The organism is Pseudomonas sp. ANT_J12 (assembly GCF_008370045.1).
GTDB lineage: Bacteria > Pseudomonadota > Gammaproteobacteria > Pseudomonadales > Pseudomonadaceae > Aquipseudomonas.
In genome coordinates, this window is the sequence record NZ_VOBN01000007.1 from 49,204 (window position 1) to 64,078 (window position 14,875).

General features: G+C 59.6%; 11 protein-coding genes and 1 tRNA gene. 8 read left to right on the forward strand and 4 right to left on the reverse strand.

What is annotated here, in order from left to right:
* Positions 1 to 2: 2 nt before the first annotated feature.
* Both folK and folB read right to left on the reverse strand, forming a co-directional pair.
* Complete coding sequence (gene folK / locus FQ192_RS16745; RefSeq protein ID WP_149659575.1) at positions 3 to 521, reverse strand: 2-amino-4-hydroxy-6-hydroxymethyldihydropteridine diphosphokinase; 519 nt, start codon at positions 519 to 521, stop codon at positions 3 to 5.
* Complete coding sequence (gene folB / locus FQ192_RS16750) at positions 512 to 868, reverse strand: dihydroneopterin aldolase (RefSeq protein ID WP_149659576.1); 357 nt, start codon at positions 866 to 868, stop codon at positions 512 to 514. The genes folK and folB overlap by 10 nt, the downstream gene beginning before the upstream one ends.
* A gap of 74 nt (positions 869 to 942) precedes the next feature.
* On the opposite strand from folB, the gene plsY reads away from it, so the two are divergent.
* On the forward strand, positions 943 to 1,512 hold the full coding sequence (plsY, locus tag FQ192_RS16755; RefSeq protein ID WP_149659577.1) for a glycerol-3-phosphate 1-O-acyltransferase PlsY: 570 nt from the start codon (positions 943 to 945) through the stop codon (positions 1,510 to 1,512).
* Positions 1,513 to 1,535: 23 nt separating this feature from the next.
* On the opposite strand, the gene tsaD is transcribed toward plsY, so the two are convergent.
* Positions 1,536 to 2,561, reverse strand: a complete 1,026-nt coding sequence (gene tsaD, locus FQ192_RS16760; RefSeq protein ID WP_149659578.1) for a tRNA (adenosine(37)-N6)-threonylcarbamoyltransferase complex transferase subunit TsaD — start codon at positions 2,559 to 2,561, stop codon at positions 1,536 to 1,538.
* A gap of 199 nt (positions 2,562 to 2,760) precedes the next feature.
* Between tsaD and rpsU the strand changes: the two genes are divergently transcribed.
* The 7 genes from rpsU to FQ192_RS16795 all read left to right on the forward strand — a co-directional run bounded on the left by rpsU (position 2,761) and on the right by FQ192_RS16795 (position 12,286).
* A complete protein-coding gene (rpsU, locus tag FQ192_RS16765; RefSeq protein WP_002551877.1) occupies positions 2,761 to 2,976 on the forward strand; it encodes a 30S ribosomal protein S21 in 216 nt (71 codons plus the stop codon).
* Positions 2,977 to 3,452: 476 nt separating this feature from the next.
* On the forward strand, positions 3,453 to 5,432 hold the full coding sequence (gene dnaG, locus FQ192_RS16770) for a DNA primase (RefSeq protein ID WP_133835747.1): 1,980 nt from the start codon (positions 3,453 to 3,455) through the stop codon (positions 5,430 to 5,432).
* A gap of 67 nt (positions 5,433 to 5,499) precedes the next feature.
* Positions 5,500 to 7,350, forward strand: a complete 1,851-nt coding sequence (gene rpoD, locus FQ192_RS16775) for an RNA polymerase sigma factor RpoD (protein ID WP_054044152.1) — start codon at positions 5,500 to 5,502, stop codon at positions 7,348 to 7,350.
* Positions 7,351 to 7,473: 123 nt separating this feature from the next.
* Complete coding sequence (locus FQ192_RS16780; protein ID WP_149659579.1) at positions 7,474 to 11,220, forward strand: bifunctional diguanylate cyclase/phosphodiesterase; 3,747 nt, start codon at positions 7,474 to 7,476, stop codon at positions 11,218 to 11,220.
* Positions 11,221 to 11,235: 15 nt separating this feature from the next.
* Positions 11,236 to 11,312: transfer RNA gene (locus FQ192_RS16785), tRNA-Ile, on the forward strand.
* Positions 11,301 to 11,846 carry a DUF4258 domain-containing protein gene (locus FQ192_RS16790; RefSeq protein ID WP_149659580.1) on the forward strand — a complete coding sequence of 182 codons (546 nt, stop codon included), beginning with the start codon at positions 11,301 to 11,303 and terminating at the stop codon, positions 11,844 to 11,846. The genes FQ192_RS16785 and FQ192_RS16790 overlap by 12 nt, the downstream gene beginning before the upstream one ends.
* 5 nt (positions 11,847 to 11,851) lie before the next feature.
* Positions 11,852 to 12,286, forward strand: a complete 435-nt coding sequence (locus tag FQ192_RS16795; protein ID WP_149659581.1) for a transcriptional regulator — start codon at positions 11,852 to 11,854, stop codon at positions 12,284 to 12,286.
* A 62-nt stretch (positions 12,287 to 12,348) separates the two neighbouring features.
* Here FQ192_RS16795 and FQ192_RS16800 read toward each other — a convergent pair whose 3' ends face one another.
* Complete coding sequence (locus tag FQ192_RS16800) at positions 12,349 to 14,703, reverse strand: glucose/quinate/shikimate family membrane-bound PQQ-dependent dehydrogenase (protein WP_149659582.1); 2,355 nt, start codon at positions 14,701 to 14,703, stop codon at positions 12,349 to 12,351.
* Positions 14,704 to 14,875 lie beyond the last annotated feature (172 nt).

The window sequence follows — 14,875 nt, forward strand, 5'->3', positions numbered from 1 at the left end:
CCTCACAACAAATCTGAAGGCGTCAACGGCTGCCCACGCCACTCAAACGCCACCGGCGCCAATACCTGATCAATCTGCGCTTCGTCCCACAAGGTCGCAAAGCTTTTGCCGACACCCGGATGCACCCGATCTGGCGCAATCAGCGACAACGGCCACAGCACAAAGGCGTTTTTCAGAATTTCTGCCCGGGGCAGGATCAAGCCATCGAAGTTACCCACCAGATCGCCGAACAACAGCACGTCGATATCCAGCGGCAAACCCTTTCGGGCCGGCGCGTAACGGCCGTTGTCGGCCTCGATGAATTTCAGCCGGCGATCCAGCTCCATCAGCGGCAAGTCGGTAAAAGCCGACACCACGAAATTGAAGAACGGACCGCTCTTGATCCCCACCGGCTGGCTTTCGAACACCGCCGAGCAGCGGATATCCACCAGGAAACCCGCCAGGGCCTCCAGGCCAGCCTGCAAATGGGTTTCACGCTCGATATTGCTACCGAGCCCGAGGTACACCTGAGTCAGCGACATCCGCGCTCGATCTCCACGCCGACGCCGCCGGTGGCCGCCGGGACCGCGCCCGGCTTGGTCAGCTTGAGGCGCATCCATGTGATCTTGAATTCGCTCATCAGGACCTCAACCAAACGCTCGGCAAAGGTCTCGACCAGTTGGTATTGCGCCTGCTCGGCAAAGGCCTGGACACGCGACGAAACGCTCGCGTAGTCGAGCGCCAGGGTCAGGTCGTCACCCGCCGCTGCCGGGCGATTGTCCCAAGCGAAGCTCAGATCAAGTCGCAGGCATTGTCGGATGCCGCGCTCCCAGTCGTAGGCACCAATCACGGTGTCGACTTCCAGGCCCTCGATAAACACTCTGTCCAAGCACTTTTCTCCGCTGCACGACAAGGGCGCAATGCGCCGTTAGAATCAGAGCGTCCTCGCCCGGAATAGTTAGCATGTTTTGGTTATTGGCGACCTTCGCCTACCTGCTCGGCTCGCTGTCCTTCGCCATTTTGCTCAGCCGCCTGACCGGTAACCCCGATCCGCGAATGAGTGGCTCGGGCAATGCCGGCGCCACCAACATGTTGCGCCTGGCCGGCAAGAAACTCGCCGTCCTGACCTTGCTCGGCGATTTATGCAAAGGCTTGCTGCCGGTGCTGATCGCCGGTGTTGCAGGTCTTTCGCTGCAAGAACAGGCCTGGGTCGGCGTCTGCGCCGTAATCGGTCACCTGTTCCCACTGTACTTCCGCTTTCGCGGCGGCAAGGGTGTCGCCACCGCGGCCGGCATGTTGCTGGGCCTGTACCCGCCGGCAGCCTTGTTGGCGGTCTGTGCCTGGCTGCTGACGTTCTACCTGACCCGCACCAGCTCGCTGGCGGCGCTGATCGCCACACCACTGACCCTGCCGCTGCTCGCCTGGCAAGAGCCGGCGGCATTGCTGCCTATGAGCGCACTCACGGCACTGATCGTCTGGCGTCATCGCGGCAATCTACGCGACCTGTTTGCCGGGCGCGAACGGCATTTTTAAATACCGCCCATGAGCGCCGCTCATCACAGCGCCGACAACTGCTCCATCGGCCAGCGCGCCTGCACGCTGATCGCCAAGCTTTCGTGCTGGCCCGCCTGCAACCGCTGGCAACCGGCAAACGCAATCATCGCGCCGTTATCGGTGCAGAACTCGGGACGCGCATAAAACACGTCACCCTTCATGTCGCCGAGCATTTTCTCCAGCGAGGTGCGCAGTGCCTTATTGGCGCTGACGCCCCCAGCGATCACCAGGCGCTTCATGCCCGCCGCTTTCAGGGCGCGCTTGCACTTGATGGTCAAAGTCTCCACCACGGCCTGCTGGAACGCCAGAGAGATGTCGCAACGGGCTTGCTCGCTGTCGTCCCCGGCGCTGACGCATTGCTGCCAGGTGTTCAGGGCGGAGGTTTTCAAGCCGCTGAAGCTGAAGGCCAGGCCCGGGCGGTCGCACATTGGTCGCGGGAAGGTGAAACGTCCTGCAACCCCTTGCTCCGCCAGGCGCGCGATTTCCGGACCGCCCGGATAATTGAGCCCCATCATCTTCGCAGTCTTGTCGAATGCTTCGCCGGCGGCATCGTCGAGGGTCTCGCCCAACAACGTGTATTGGCCGATCCCGTCGACCTGAACCAGCTGCGTATGACCGCCTGATACCAACAAAGCGACGAACGGGAATTCGGGCGGTTGCGGCTCCAGCATCGGCGCCAGCAAGTGGCCTTCCATGTGGTGTACGCCAAGGGCCGGAATGCCCCAGGCAAAGGCCAGCGCCTGGGCGCAGGACGCCCCGACCAGCAGCGCCCCGACCAGTCCGGGACCGGCGGTATAAGCGATGGCGTCGATCTCGGTCGGCACGCAGCCGGCCTCGGCCAACACCTGACGAATCAAGGGCAGCATGCGTTTGACGTGATCACGGGAGGCCAGCTCCGGCACCACGCCGCCATAGGCGCGATGCAGGTCGATCTGGCTGAACAGCGCGTCGGCCAGCAGGCCGCGTTCACTGTCATATAATGCGACACCGGTTTCGTCGCAGGAGGTTTCTAATCCCAGTACTAGCATGGGTTTGCGCCTTGTTTAGGCTGAATTCGAAGGCGCGCATAATAGTCGCCATGGGATGCCCCGACTAGCGGTTTTCGATCAGAGGCTTTGCATTCCGGTCGATGAGGAGTTAACATCCGCAACCCTTAAAAACCGACGTCTTCAAGTGCTCTTTTGCCGCGAGGATGTTGACCCCGGTAATGAATGAAGGTAGCTCTGGATGCCAGCCGTCAAAGTAAAAGAGAACGAACCCTTCGACGTAGCTCTGCGTCGTTTCAAGCGCTCCTGCGAAAAAGCCGGTGTACTGGCTGAAGTTCGTAGCCGCGAATTTTACGAGAAGCCAACTTCTGAGCGTAAGCGCAAAGCAGCAGCCGCTGTTAAGCGTCACGCCAAGAAAGTACAGCGCGAACAGCGCCGCGCCGTTCGTCTGTACTAATACACAGACGTTCGTAGCAAGCTTCTGCCAAGCCCGGCCCTCAGCCGGGCTTATGGCATTTGCGTAAAACGCTTGATGCTTTACCGTCAACGCCGCAGACGCGACCGAGACAAACCTGCTTCACAGCGTCAGACCTGGCTCTTTTGCCAGCGGTGCACGTCTTTTCTGACGAGCCTTCCAAGGCTACTGACGAGCACACCCACTGATTCCTCTCACGACGATCAGCCCAAGGCACCTTCTTGCGTGCCCGCTTATGAGCTATCCGAGGCCATCGACTGGCCGCAGCGGATTTCAGCGCAACACTTTCAAATAGTCGAATACTGATTGGTACTAACGTCAGTGGATTTTCGGCAGATACACTTCCCGACAGCGATTACGCAGACGACACCGGTCGAGCCGCACATTTTGCGCGCCTCAAACAATACCCTGTGTTCGCCAGCCTTTGTTTTGGGTCCATTTCAGATGACGAGAACGCCATGGCCGGGCTAATTCCCCAGAGCTTTATTGACGACCTTCTGAACCGCACCGACATCGTCGACGTGGTCAGCTCGCGCCTGCAAATGAAAAAAGCCGGCAAGAACTACACCGCCTGCTGCCCGTTTCACAAAGAGAAAACCCCGTCCTTCAGCGTCAGCCCCGACAAGCAGTTCTATTACTGCTTCGGTTGCGGTGCTGGCGGTAACGCCCTCGGCTTCATGATGGACCACGACAACCTGGATTTCGTCCAGGCGGTCGAAGAACTGGCCAAAGCCGCTGGCATGGAAATACCCCGCGAAGAAAGCGGCCGCCCGCACAAGCCGCGGCAGCCGACCGATTCGCCGCTGTACCCGCTGCTCACCGCCGCCGCCGAGTTTTACCGGCAAGCACTGAAAAGCCACCCATCGCGCAAAGCCGCCGTGGACTACTTGAAAGGTCGCGGCCTGACCGGTGAAATCGCCCGGGACTTCGGCCTCGGCTTCGCCCCGCCCGGCTGGGACAATCTGTTCAAGCATTTGAGCAGCGATACCCTGCAACAGAAAGCCATGGTCGATGCCGGCCTGCTGATCGAGAACGCCGAAACCGGCAAACGCTATGATCGCTTCCGTGATCGCGTGATGTTCCCGATCCGCGACAGTCGCGGGCGCATCATTGCCTTCGGTGGCCGCGTGCTGGGTGACGACAAGCCGAAATACCTGAACTCACCGGAAACCCCGGTCTTCCATAAAGGCCAAGAGCTTTACGGCCTTTATGAAGCGCGCAAGAACAACCGCAACCTCGACGAAATCATCGTCGTCGAAGGCTACATGGACGTCATCGCCCTCGCCCAGCAAGGCCTGCGCAATGCTGTCGCGACCCTGGGCACCGCCACCAGCGAAGAGCACTTGAAGCGATTGTTTCGCGTCGTGCCCAACGTATTGTTCTGTTTCGATGGTGACCAGGCCGGGCGAAATGCCGCCTGGCGAGCGCTGGAAGCGGCGCTGCCGTGCCTGCAGGATGGTCGGCGCGCACGTTTCCTGTTTCTGCCCGAAGGCGAAGACCCGGATACGCTGGTGCGCTCCGAAGGCACTGACGCCTTCCGCGCGCGGATCAATCAACACGCGCAACCACTGGCCGATTATTTTTTCCAGCAACTGACCGAAGAATCGGACCCGCGCTCGCTCGAAGGCAAGGCTCACATGGCCACCCTCGCCGCGCCGCTGATCGATAAAGTCCCGGGCGCCAACCTGCGCATCCTGATGCGCCAGCGACTGACCGAAATCACCGGCCTGACGGGCGAAGCCATGAGCCAGCTGGTGCAAAGCGCTCCTCAGGACGCGCCGCCGGCCTACGATCCGGGCATCGATTACGACGCCATGCCGGATTACAGCGACTACCATCAGCCTCAGGCACAAGACACGTACGCGCCGCAGCAGGAATGGACGCCGAAGAAACCCGGCGCCGGCGGCAAGAAGTGGGACAAGAAACCCTGGGACAAGAATGGCAAGCGTGGCGGCGATCGCGATCAACCGAGTGCGCCACGCACACCGATTGCCGTGGAAGCCCCGACGCTGATCGCGCTGCGCACGCTCATTCATCACCCGGACCTGGCCGGCAAGGTAGAAACCGCCGACCACTTCGCCAATGAGAGCAATACCTACGCGCAGTTGCTGGTCGCCCTGATCGGGGCCGTGCAAAAAAATCCTAAGCTAAACTCAATCCAGCTAATGGCCCGCTGGCACGGGACCGAACAGGGACGTTTGCTCAAGGCTTTGGCGGAAAAGGAATGGCTGATTGACGGTGACAACCTTGAACAACAGTTTTTAGACACCATTACTAGGTTATCGGCAACGCAACACACGGATAGCCTGGAAGCACTAATCAGGAAAGCAAGGCAGCCAGGACTGACCGCGGAGGAAGCAAATCAGATCGCAAATCAGATGCGCGACCTATTAAAACGCAATATGGCTGTATCAACCCCGACCTCAACTGGCGCGTGAGGTCATAGCTCAGGTATAATCCTCGGCTTGTTTTTTGCCCGCCAAGACCTTCAGTGGATAGGGTGTTATGTCCGGAAAAGCGCAACAGCAGTCTCGTATCAAAGAGTTGATCACACTTGGTCGTGAGCAGGGTTACCTGACTTACGCGGAGGTCAACGACCACCTGCCGGAGGATATTTCAGATCCGGAACAGGTGGAAGACATCATCCGCATGATCAACGACATGGGGATCAACGTATTCGAGGTTGCGCCAGATAAGGATTCCCTTATGCTGGCCGACGCCGATACCGACGAAGCCGCGGCCGAAGAGGCAGCAGCAGCGTTGGCAGCGGTCGAGACCGACATTGGTCGCACCACCGACCCAGTGCGCATGTACATGCGTGAAATGGGTACGGTAGAGCTCCTCACTCGTGAAGGCGAAATTGAAATCGCCAAGCGTATTGAAGAGGGCATCCGCGAAGTGATGGGCGCAATTGCGCACTTCCCTGGCACGGTTGACCACATTCTGTCCGAATACACTCGCGTCACCACCGAAGGTGGCCGCCTGTCCGACGTCCTGAGCGGTTATATCGACCCGGACGACGGCATTGCGCCGCCTGCAGCCGAAGTACCTCCGCCTGTCGATCCGAAAGCCGTGAAAGCGGATGACGACACCGACGACGAAGAAGCTGAAGCCAGCACCGACGACGAAGAAGAGGCCGAAAGCGGGCCGGATCCGGTCATCGCGGCACAGCGTTTTGGCGCTGTCTCCGATCAGATGGAAATCACCCGCAAGGCGCTGAAGAAGCACGGTCGTGGCAACAAGGCGGCGATTGCCGAACTGGTGCTGCTGGCTGAGCTGTTCATGCCGATCAAACTGGTGCCGAAGCAATTCGAAGGCCTGGTCGAGCGTGTTCGCAGTGCCCTGGATCGCCTGCGTCAGCAAGAGCGCGCGATCATGCAGCTTTGCGTTCGTGATGCGCGCATGCCGCGTGCCGATTTCCTGCGCCAGTTCCCGGGTAACGAAGTCGACGAAAGCTGGTCCGACGGCTTGGCCAAGGGCAAAGGCAAATACGCCGAAGCCATCGGTCGCCTGCAACCGGACATCATTCGTTGCCAGCAAAAGCTGATCGCGCTGCAAACCGAAACCGGTTTGACGATTGCCGAGATCAAGGACATCAACCGTCGCATGTCGATCGGTGAGGCCAAGGCCCGCCGCGCGAAGAAAGAGATGGTTGAAGCGAACTTGCGTCTGGTGATCTCCATCGCCAAGAAGTACACCAACCGTGGCCTGCAGTTCCTCGATCTGATCCAGGAAGGCAACATCGGTTTGATGAAAGCGGTAGACAAGTTCGAATACCGCCGCGGCTACAAATTCTCGACTTATGCCACCTGGTGGATCCGTCAGGCGATCACTCGCTCGATCGCTGACCAGGCCCGCACCATCCGTATTCCGGTGCACATGATCGAGACGATCAACAAGCTCAACCGTATTTCCCGGCAGATGTTGCAGGAAATGGGTCGCGAACCGACCCCGGAAGAGCTGGGCGAACGCATGGAAATGCCTGAGGACAAGATCCGCAAGGTATTGAAGATCGCTAAAGAGCCGATCTCCATGGAAACCCCGATCGGTGATGACGAAGACTCCCATCTGGGTGACTTCATCGAAGACTCGACCATGCAGTCGCCAATCGATGTTGCTACCGTTGAGAGCCTTAAAGAAGCGACTCGCGAAGTTCTCTCCGGCCTCACTGCCCGTGAAGCCAAGGTTCTGCGCATGCGCTTCGGTATCGACATGAATACCGACCACACCCTCGAGGAGGTTGGTAAGCAGTTCGACGTGACCCGTGAACGGATTCGTCAGATCGAAGCCAAGGCGCTGCGCAAGCTGCGCCACCCGACGAGAAGCGAGCATTTGCGCTCCTTCCTCGACGAGTGATCACAAAACCCCCGGCCCAGGCCGGGGGTTTTGCTTTATACAGATTAAATCCCCCGCATCACCCCCCCGCCGAATTGCCCGTCTACACTCGAAACATTCCCCCCGAGCCATAACGAGACCGTTATGCCCAGATTGCCGACCGTGCTTTTTTTGCTGTCGCTGATGACCTGGACCGCAACGGCTGGCGCGCTGACTCTGACCGACGAAGAACGTAGCTGGCTGGCGGCTCACCCGGACTTGCGTCTGGGCGTCGACGCGTCCTGGCCGCCCTTCGAGTTCCGCGACGAACAGGCGCGCTACCAGGGCCTGGCCGCGGACTATATCAACGTGATCCGCCAACGCCTGGACATCAAGCTCACCCCCATCGAGCCCGTAAGCTGGACGGTGGTGCTGGAACAGGTCAAACAGGGCAAGCTGGACCTGTTGCCCGGCATCATGTCGACCCCGGAACGCCAGAGTTACCTGTCGTTCACCCGCCCCTACCTGGATTTTCCGATTGTCATCCTCGCCCATGTCGGAGGCGCCCAGCCGCGCAAAATCGAGGACCTGTACGGCCTGAAAATCGCCGTGGTGGAAAACTACGCCCCCCATGAGCTGCTACGCACCCATCATCCGGATCTGAACCTGGTGGCGATGCCCAACGTCAGCTCGGCGTTGCAGGCGCTGGCCACCGACGAAGTGGATGCCGTGGTGGGTGATCTCGCCTCCAGCGTCTGGAGCCTGCGCCAGCTCAAGCTCGACGGGCTCTATGTCAGCGGCGAGACGCCTTATCGCTATCAATTGGCAATGGCGGTGCCGCCGAAAAACAAAATGCTCGTCGGCATCATCGATAAAGTCCTGGCGGACATGAGCCCGAGCGAAATCAGTGCGATTCAAGAGCATTGGGTCGGCAACGTCCTCGATCACCGGACTTTCTGGTCCGACTTGTTGGTCTACGGGCTGCCGGGCCTGGTATTGCTGATCATCATCCTGGCGGTGGTGATCCGGATCAATCGCCGCCTGAGCTCGGAAATCGCACGGCGAATCGATCTGGAACAGGAACTGCGCAGCAGCGAATACCACTATCGCGGGCTGGTAGAGAGCCTGTCGGCCATTGCCTGGGAAGCACGGATCAGCGATTTCACCTACAGCTACGTGTCGCCCCACGCCGAGGATCTGCTCGGCTATCCCCTGTCCCATTGGCTGATTCCGGGGTTCTGGCGCAACATCATCCACCCCGCGGACCTGACCCGCGCCCAGACCTTTTGCGACCATGAAGTGCTGGCCGGACGCGATCACAGCGTCGATTACCGGGTCATCACGGCCGATGGCCGCTGCCTGTGGGTGCGCGATATCGTCAGCCTGATCGAGCACGGCCATGAACCGGTGCTGCGCGGGCTGATGATCGACATCAGCGACGCCAAGCGTACGGAAGAGGCGCTGCGCCTGTCGGAACAGAAGTTCGCCTCGGTGTTCCAGCAATGCCCGGACATCCTGGTGATCGCGCGGCTGTCCGATGGCTGCCTGCTGGAGGTCAACGAAGCCTTTGAAGAGCAGATTGGCCTCAAGGCCCGGGACGTCATCGGCCAGACTGCCACCGATTTGAACATCTGGGGCATTCCGGGGGTTGGGCCGGGCTTGCTGCAACGGTTGCAGGCCGGCAGCATCCGCAATCTGGAGATGCCCTTTCGCCGCAACAACGGCCAGGTGTTCACCGGCCTTATTTCCGCCGAGCCGTTCGATCTCGATACGACGCCCGCACTGGTGGTCGTGGTGCGGGACATCAGTCAGCTCAAGGAAACCCAGCAACAGCTGCAAACCTCCGAAGAAAAGTTCGCCAAGGCCTTCCACGCCTCGCCTGACGGCTTGTTGCTGTCGCGGCAGAGCGATGGCCTGCTGCTGGAGGTCAACGAGGGTTTCAGCCGCATTACGGGCTTCAACAGCGCGATGTCAGTGGATCGTTCGGCGCTGGACTTGGGGATCTGGGTCAATCTGAACGAACGCAAACAGATGCTCGACTTGCTGCATCGGGATGGCTTTGTCCGGGATTTCAGCTGCCACATCCGCCGCAATGACGGGCAGATCCGCCTCTGCGAAGTGTCCAGCCGGCCGCTGCCGATCGGCGATGAAGATTGCATGCTGACCATCGCCCGGGACATCACCGAGCGCCACCTGATGCAGGAGAAACTGCAACAGGCCGCCACGGTATTCGAGAGCACCGCCGAAGGCGTGTTGATCACCGACACCCAGCAGCACATCAGCGCGGTCAATCGCGCTTTCACCGAAATCACCGGTTACAGCGAGAGCGAAGCACTGGGCCACACCCCTCGCCTGCTCGCTTCGGGCCTGCATGACAGCGCGTTCTACGCGGCGATGTGGCATCAATTGACCGACGAGGGCCATTGGCAGGGCGAGATCTCCAACCGGCGCAAGAACGGCGAACTGTACCCGAGCTGGCTGACCATCAGCGCCGTGCGCAACCGCGACAAGTTCATCACGCACTTTGTCGCCGTGTTCGCGGACATCTCCAGCCTCAAGCACGCCCAGGCCAAGCTCGATTACCAGGCGCACCACGACCCGCTCACCGGCCTGCCGAACCGCACGCTGTTCGAAAGCCGACTGCTGACCGCGCTCAACAACCAGCAGGAAAACGGCGGCCAAGGCGCGGTATTGTTCCTCGACCTCGACCGCTTCAAGCACATCAATGACAGCCTCGGCCACCCGGTCGGCGACCTGCTCCTCAAAGGCATCGCCGTGCGCCTCAAGGAGCAGCTGCGGGACATCGACACGGTCGCGCGCCTGGGCGGCGACGAGTTCATCATTCTGCTGCCCGGCTTGCAGCAAGCCAGCGATGCCGACCACATCGCCACCAAACTGCTCAACTGCTTCTGCGCACCGTTCCAGGCCGGTGAACACGAGTTCTTCATCAGCGCCAGCATCGGCACCAGTCTTTATCCGAAGGACGGTTGTGACGTCGCCACGCTGGTCAAAAACGCCGATGCGGCGATGTACCGCTCCAAGGCCAAGGGGCGCAACCGGGTCGAAAGCTACACCCGCGACCTCACGGCCCAGGCCAGCGAGCGCATAGCGCTGGAACACGAACTGCGGCGCGCCATCGAGCGCAATGAATTGCACCTGTACTACCAACCGAAGATCAGCCTCGACGACCATCGCCTGGTGGGCGCCGAAGCGCTTATACGCTGGCGCCACCCGACCTTCGGTGACGTGCCCCCTGAGCACTTCATTCCCCTGGCTGAAGAAAACGGCATGATCCTGCAGATCGGCGATTGGGTACTCGAGACCGCGTGCCGGCAGATGTTTGAATGGAACCAGCTCTACGAAAGCCTCGGCCCACTGTCGGTCAACCTCGCCGGCGCACAACTGCGCCAGCCGAACCTGCTCGGCCGCATCGAACAACTGCTCAAGGACAACCGCCTCAAGCCCGGATTTCTGCAACTGGAAATTACCGAAAACTTCATCATGAGCCAGGCTGAAGAAGCGCTGGCCGTGCTGCACCAACTCAAACACCTGGGCGTACAACTGGCGATCGACGACTTCGGCACCGGTTATTCGTCCCTCAGTTACCTCAAGCGCCTGCCGCTGGACATCCTCAAGATCGACCAGTCCTTCGTCCGCGGACTGCCGGATGACCCCCACGACGCGGCCATTGTGCGAGCCATCATCGCCCTCGGCCGCAGCATGCAATTCACCATCATCGCCGAGGGCGTCGAAACCCAGGCCCAGCAAGAATTCCTCGCCCTCGAAGGCTGCGAACAGATCCAGGGCTACATCGTCAGCCTGCCCTTACCGCCTGAAGAATTCGCCGCGACGTTTCTTCGTATAGCCGTATCGGATTTTTCGGATAGCACAGCCGAGAAACCATCGCTATAATCCGCGGCCTACTGAGGGCCTATAGCTCAGTTGGTTAGAGCAGAGGACTCATAATCCTTTGGTCCACGGTTCAAGTCCGTGTGGGCCCACCAAACAAAAAAGCCGCGCTGATGCGCGGCTTTTTCGTGTCTGGCATTCTGGTTTTTCAGATGAGTTTTGCTTCAATAAAGCAGCGGAAATGTCCACAAAGTGTCCACATCGATTTCCAGCGACACGAAGTCATCCGTAGACACAAATTTGAAATTGACAAACCGACCTTGAACTTTAGGACGGCTCAACCTATAAATACTATAGAAAAACACATGAGCCCTCTTCTTCCTTTTCCACTGCCAAAAAAGAAAGCGCTTGAAATTATTCGTGAGCTTTCAGAGGTATCGGAACGCATCTTCTACTCCCCACACGCTAAGGCGCGGATGATTGAACGAGGCGTGAACATGCCGGACGTGATGGACTGTCTGGGTAAAGGGCAGATCACCGAGGGGCCGTTTCAGCAACCGGGAGGTGATTGGAGATTTACTATTTCCTGGTTCAAAGCTGGGTCACCTCTCCAGGTCGTCGGGGCAATCGACATCGATGACGACGGGACATTTCTCGTCATAGTGACCACGATACAAAAGAAGGGATGAATTTTATGTACCACTACGTAGAAAGCGGCCTACCGAACGTATGGCTTAGCAATGGCTTCGTGGTGAAGGAGACCGCCTATGGCGAGTCTGTCGCCATCACGGATGTGAAGGGCCTCCATGACGTAATCGGCAAAGCCATCGCGGAGAAACCTTCAGTACTAACAGGTGCTGAGTTCAGATTTTTGAGGAAGGAGCTTGGCCTGTCCCAGGAAAGCCTCGCCGAGATTGTTGGTTTGACAAGTCAGGCTGTAGCGATCTGGGAAAAAACCGACAAGATCCCGATGGTAAACGACCGTTACTTGCGAGGCCTTTATCTTGAAGCCAAAACGGGTGAAGCGGATCTGATGGCGGCTATCAATACCATCAACAAAATGGACCACGAACTCTACAAACTGAATCTGGAGTTTGAAGGCGAATGGCACAACCAAGCATGCGCTTGAGTCTGAATGTTCTGTAAAGCCCGGCAAAAAATGCCGGGCTTTTTCTTCACCTGCGACTCCCCTTACTCAGGCAACGCATAAGCAATCACATAATCCCCGCGATCCGATGACTGTCGCGCCCCACCCACCGTCAGCAAGATGTATTGCTTGCCAGTCTTCGGTGAAACGTAAGTCATCGGCCCGGACTGACTGCCCACCGGCAAGCGCGACTTCCAGATCTCATTGCCATTACCGGTATCAAACGCCCGCAGATAGAAATCCTGAGTGCCGGCAAAGAACAACAACCCCGACTGAGTCGCCAGCGAAGCGCCCAGCGTCGGCATGCCAATCGGGATCTGCAAGTGCATGCGAATGCCCAGCGGCCCCGTGTCTTGCACGGTGCCGACCGGAACCTGCCACATCAGTTTGTGGGTCTTGAGGTCGATGGCGGACATCGTGCCAAACGGTGGTTTCTGGCACGGGATACCGGCCGCCGAGAGGAAACGTTCGCGCATGGCGCCGAATGGCGTGCCTTCCTGTGGCACAACGCCCATTTCAATGCCGCTGGCCCCCGCGGCGATTTTGTTGCGCGGGATCATGTAGTTGGCCAGGCCCAGGCGCATGTCGTTGACGAACATGTAATTCGTGTTCGGATCAACCGACACGCTGCCCCAGTTCATGCCGCCCAGGGAGCCCGGGAATTGCAGTGCGCGATCAAGGCCCGGCGGGGTGTAGACGCCTTGGTGGCGCATGCCTTTGAACTGGATGCGGCACATCAATTGGTCGAACGGGGTGGCACCCCACATGTCGGATTCGGTCAGTGTCTGGTTGCCGATTGACGGCATGTCCACCGAGAACGGCTGGGTCGGCGAATAACGTTCGCCGGGGACGTTGCCTTGCGGTACCGGGCGTTCTTCGACGCGGGCGATGGGCACGCCGGTTTCGCGGTTGAGCAGGAAGATCTCGCCCTGTTTGGTGACTTGCGCCAAGGCTGGCTGAGTGCCGCCCTTGTCGTCCGGCACATCGTAGAGCAGCGGTTGCGCCGGCAGGTCGAAGTCCCAGAGGTCGTGGTGGGTGGTCTGGAAGTGCCAGCGCACCTGACCAGTCTTCACGTCGATGGCGACGATGGATGAGTTCCACTTGTCATCGAAGGCCGTGCGTTGGCCACCGAAGAAGTCAGGCGTAGCGTTGCCGGTTGGCAGGTAGACCAGACCGAGCTTGGCGTCGTAGGACATGGCCGACCAGACGTTGGGCGTACCACGGGTATAGGTCTCGCCGGCCGGCGGGCGCTTGGTGGTGTTCGGGTTGCCCGGATCCCACGCCCACACCAGTTCACCACTGCGCACGTCGTAGGCACGGACCACGCCTGGTGGTTCACCGGTGGAATAGTTGTCGGCCACGCGTCCGCCGACGATCACCACATTGCCCGCGACCAGCGGGGTCGAGGTTTGCTGGTAGTAACCCGGTTTGACTTCGCCCATGTCGGTTTTCAGGTCGACGGTGCCTTTGTCGCCAAAGTCCTCGCACGGCTTGCCGGTATCGGCATTGATGGCGATCAGACGGGCATCGCCGGTCGGCAGAAACAGACGTTTCGCACAGGCCGTTGGCTGGTTATCCGACGACACAGGGGTTTCGGAATAACCCAGGCCACGGCAACGCTGCCAGTTCGGCGCGGTGCCTTGAGGGTCGAACTTCCAGCGCTGGGTGCCGGTGTCGGCGTCCAGGGCGAAGACTTTGCCGTAGGCGGTGCAGGTGTAGACCGTGTCCCCGATTTGCAGCGGGGTGTTCTGGTCTTCGGCGCCGGCGCCGGTGCTTTGCGGGATGTCGCCGGTGTGGAAGGTCCACGCCACCTGCAACTTGTCGATGTTGCCTTTGTTGATCTGGTCCAGCGCGGCGAAACGATTGCCCGCGGTGGTGTTGCCCCAGTGGGCCCAGTCTTTCTGTTCGGTGCCCGGTTTCACCGGGGTCACCGCAGGTTCAATGCTGGCCGTGACCACGTGGGTCGGCACAAACATGTAGGCCAACGTGGCGACGACGCCCACCCCCAGAATGCCTGCCAGACCGTAGGCGCCGCGCCCAGCATGAGCGCCGGAAGCACGCACCAGTGTGGGATAAATCAGCGCGACAACCAGGCCGATCACGGCAAACGTCAGTACCCGCGAAACCAGCGGCCAGTAATCGAAACCGCTGTCCCACATCGCCCAGATCGCCGTCAGAATCAGCGCCAGAGCGTACAGCCACGCTCCTTGCGGCTTACGACGGGCAATCATCAGCCCGGACACCAGCATCGCCAGGCCCATCAGCAGGAAGTACCAACTCCCTCCCAACGCAATTAGGTAACCACCGCCACCGGCCAGACCGAGCCCGATCAACGCAATCAGGACACCCAGCCCCCACAGCAACCATTTGCTGCCGGCGGCAGCCCCAGAATTATTCATGTCGGAAGTTTTCCCCATTTGTGACAAGCACGAAATGATGTACTACCTAGTTACTTATGGCAATTTGTCGCAGATGAAAAAGTTCTGAACGGTCCTGAGGCCAGATCAAACCTCCGCCGGGCAAGCCGTGCTGTAACATGCCAACCCACCGATTTATGTTGCTGGAGACGAC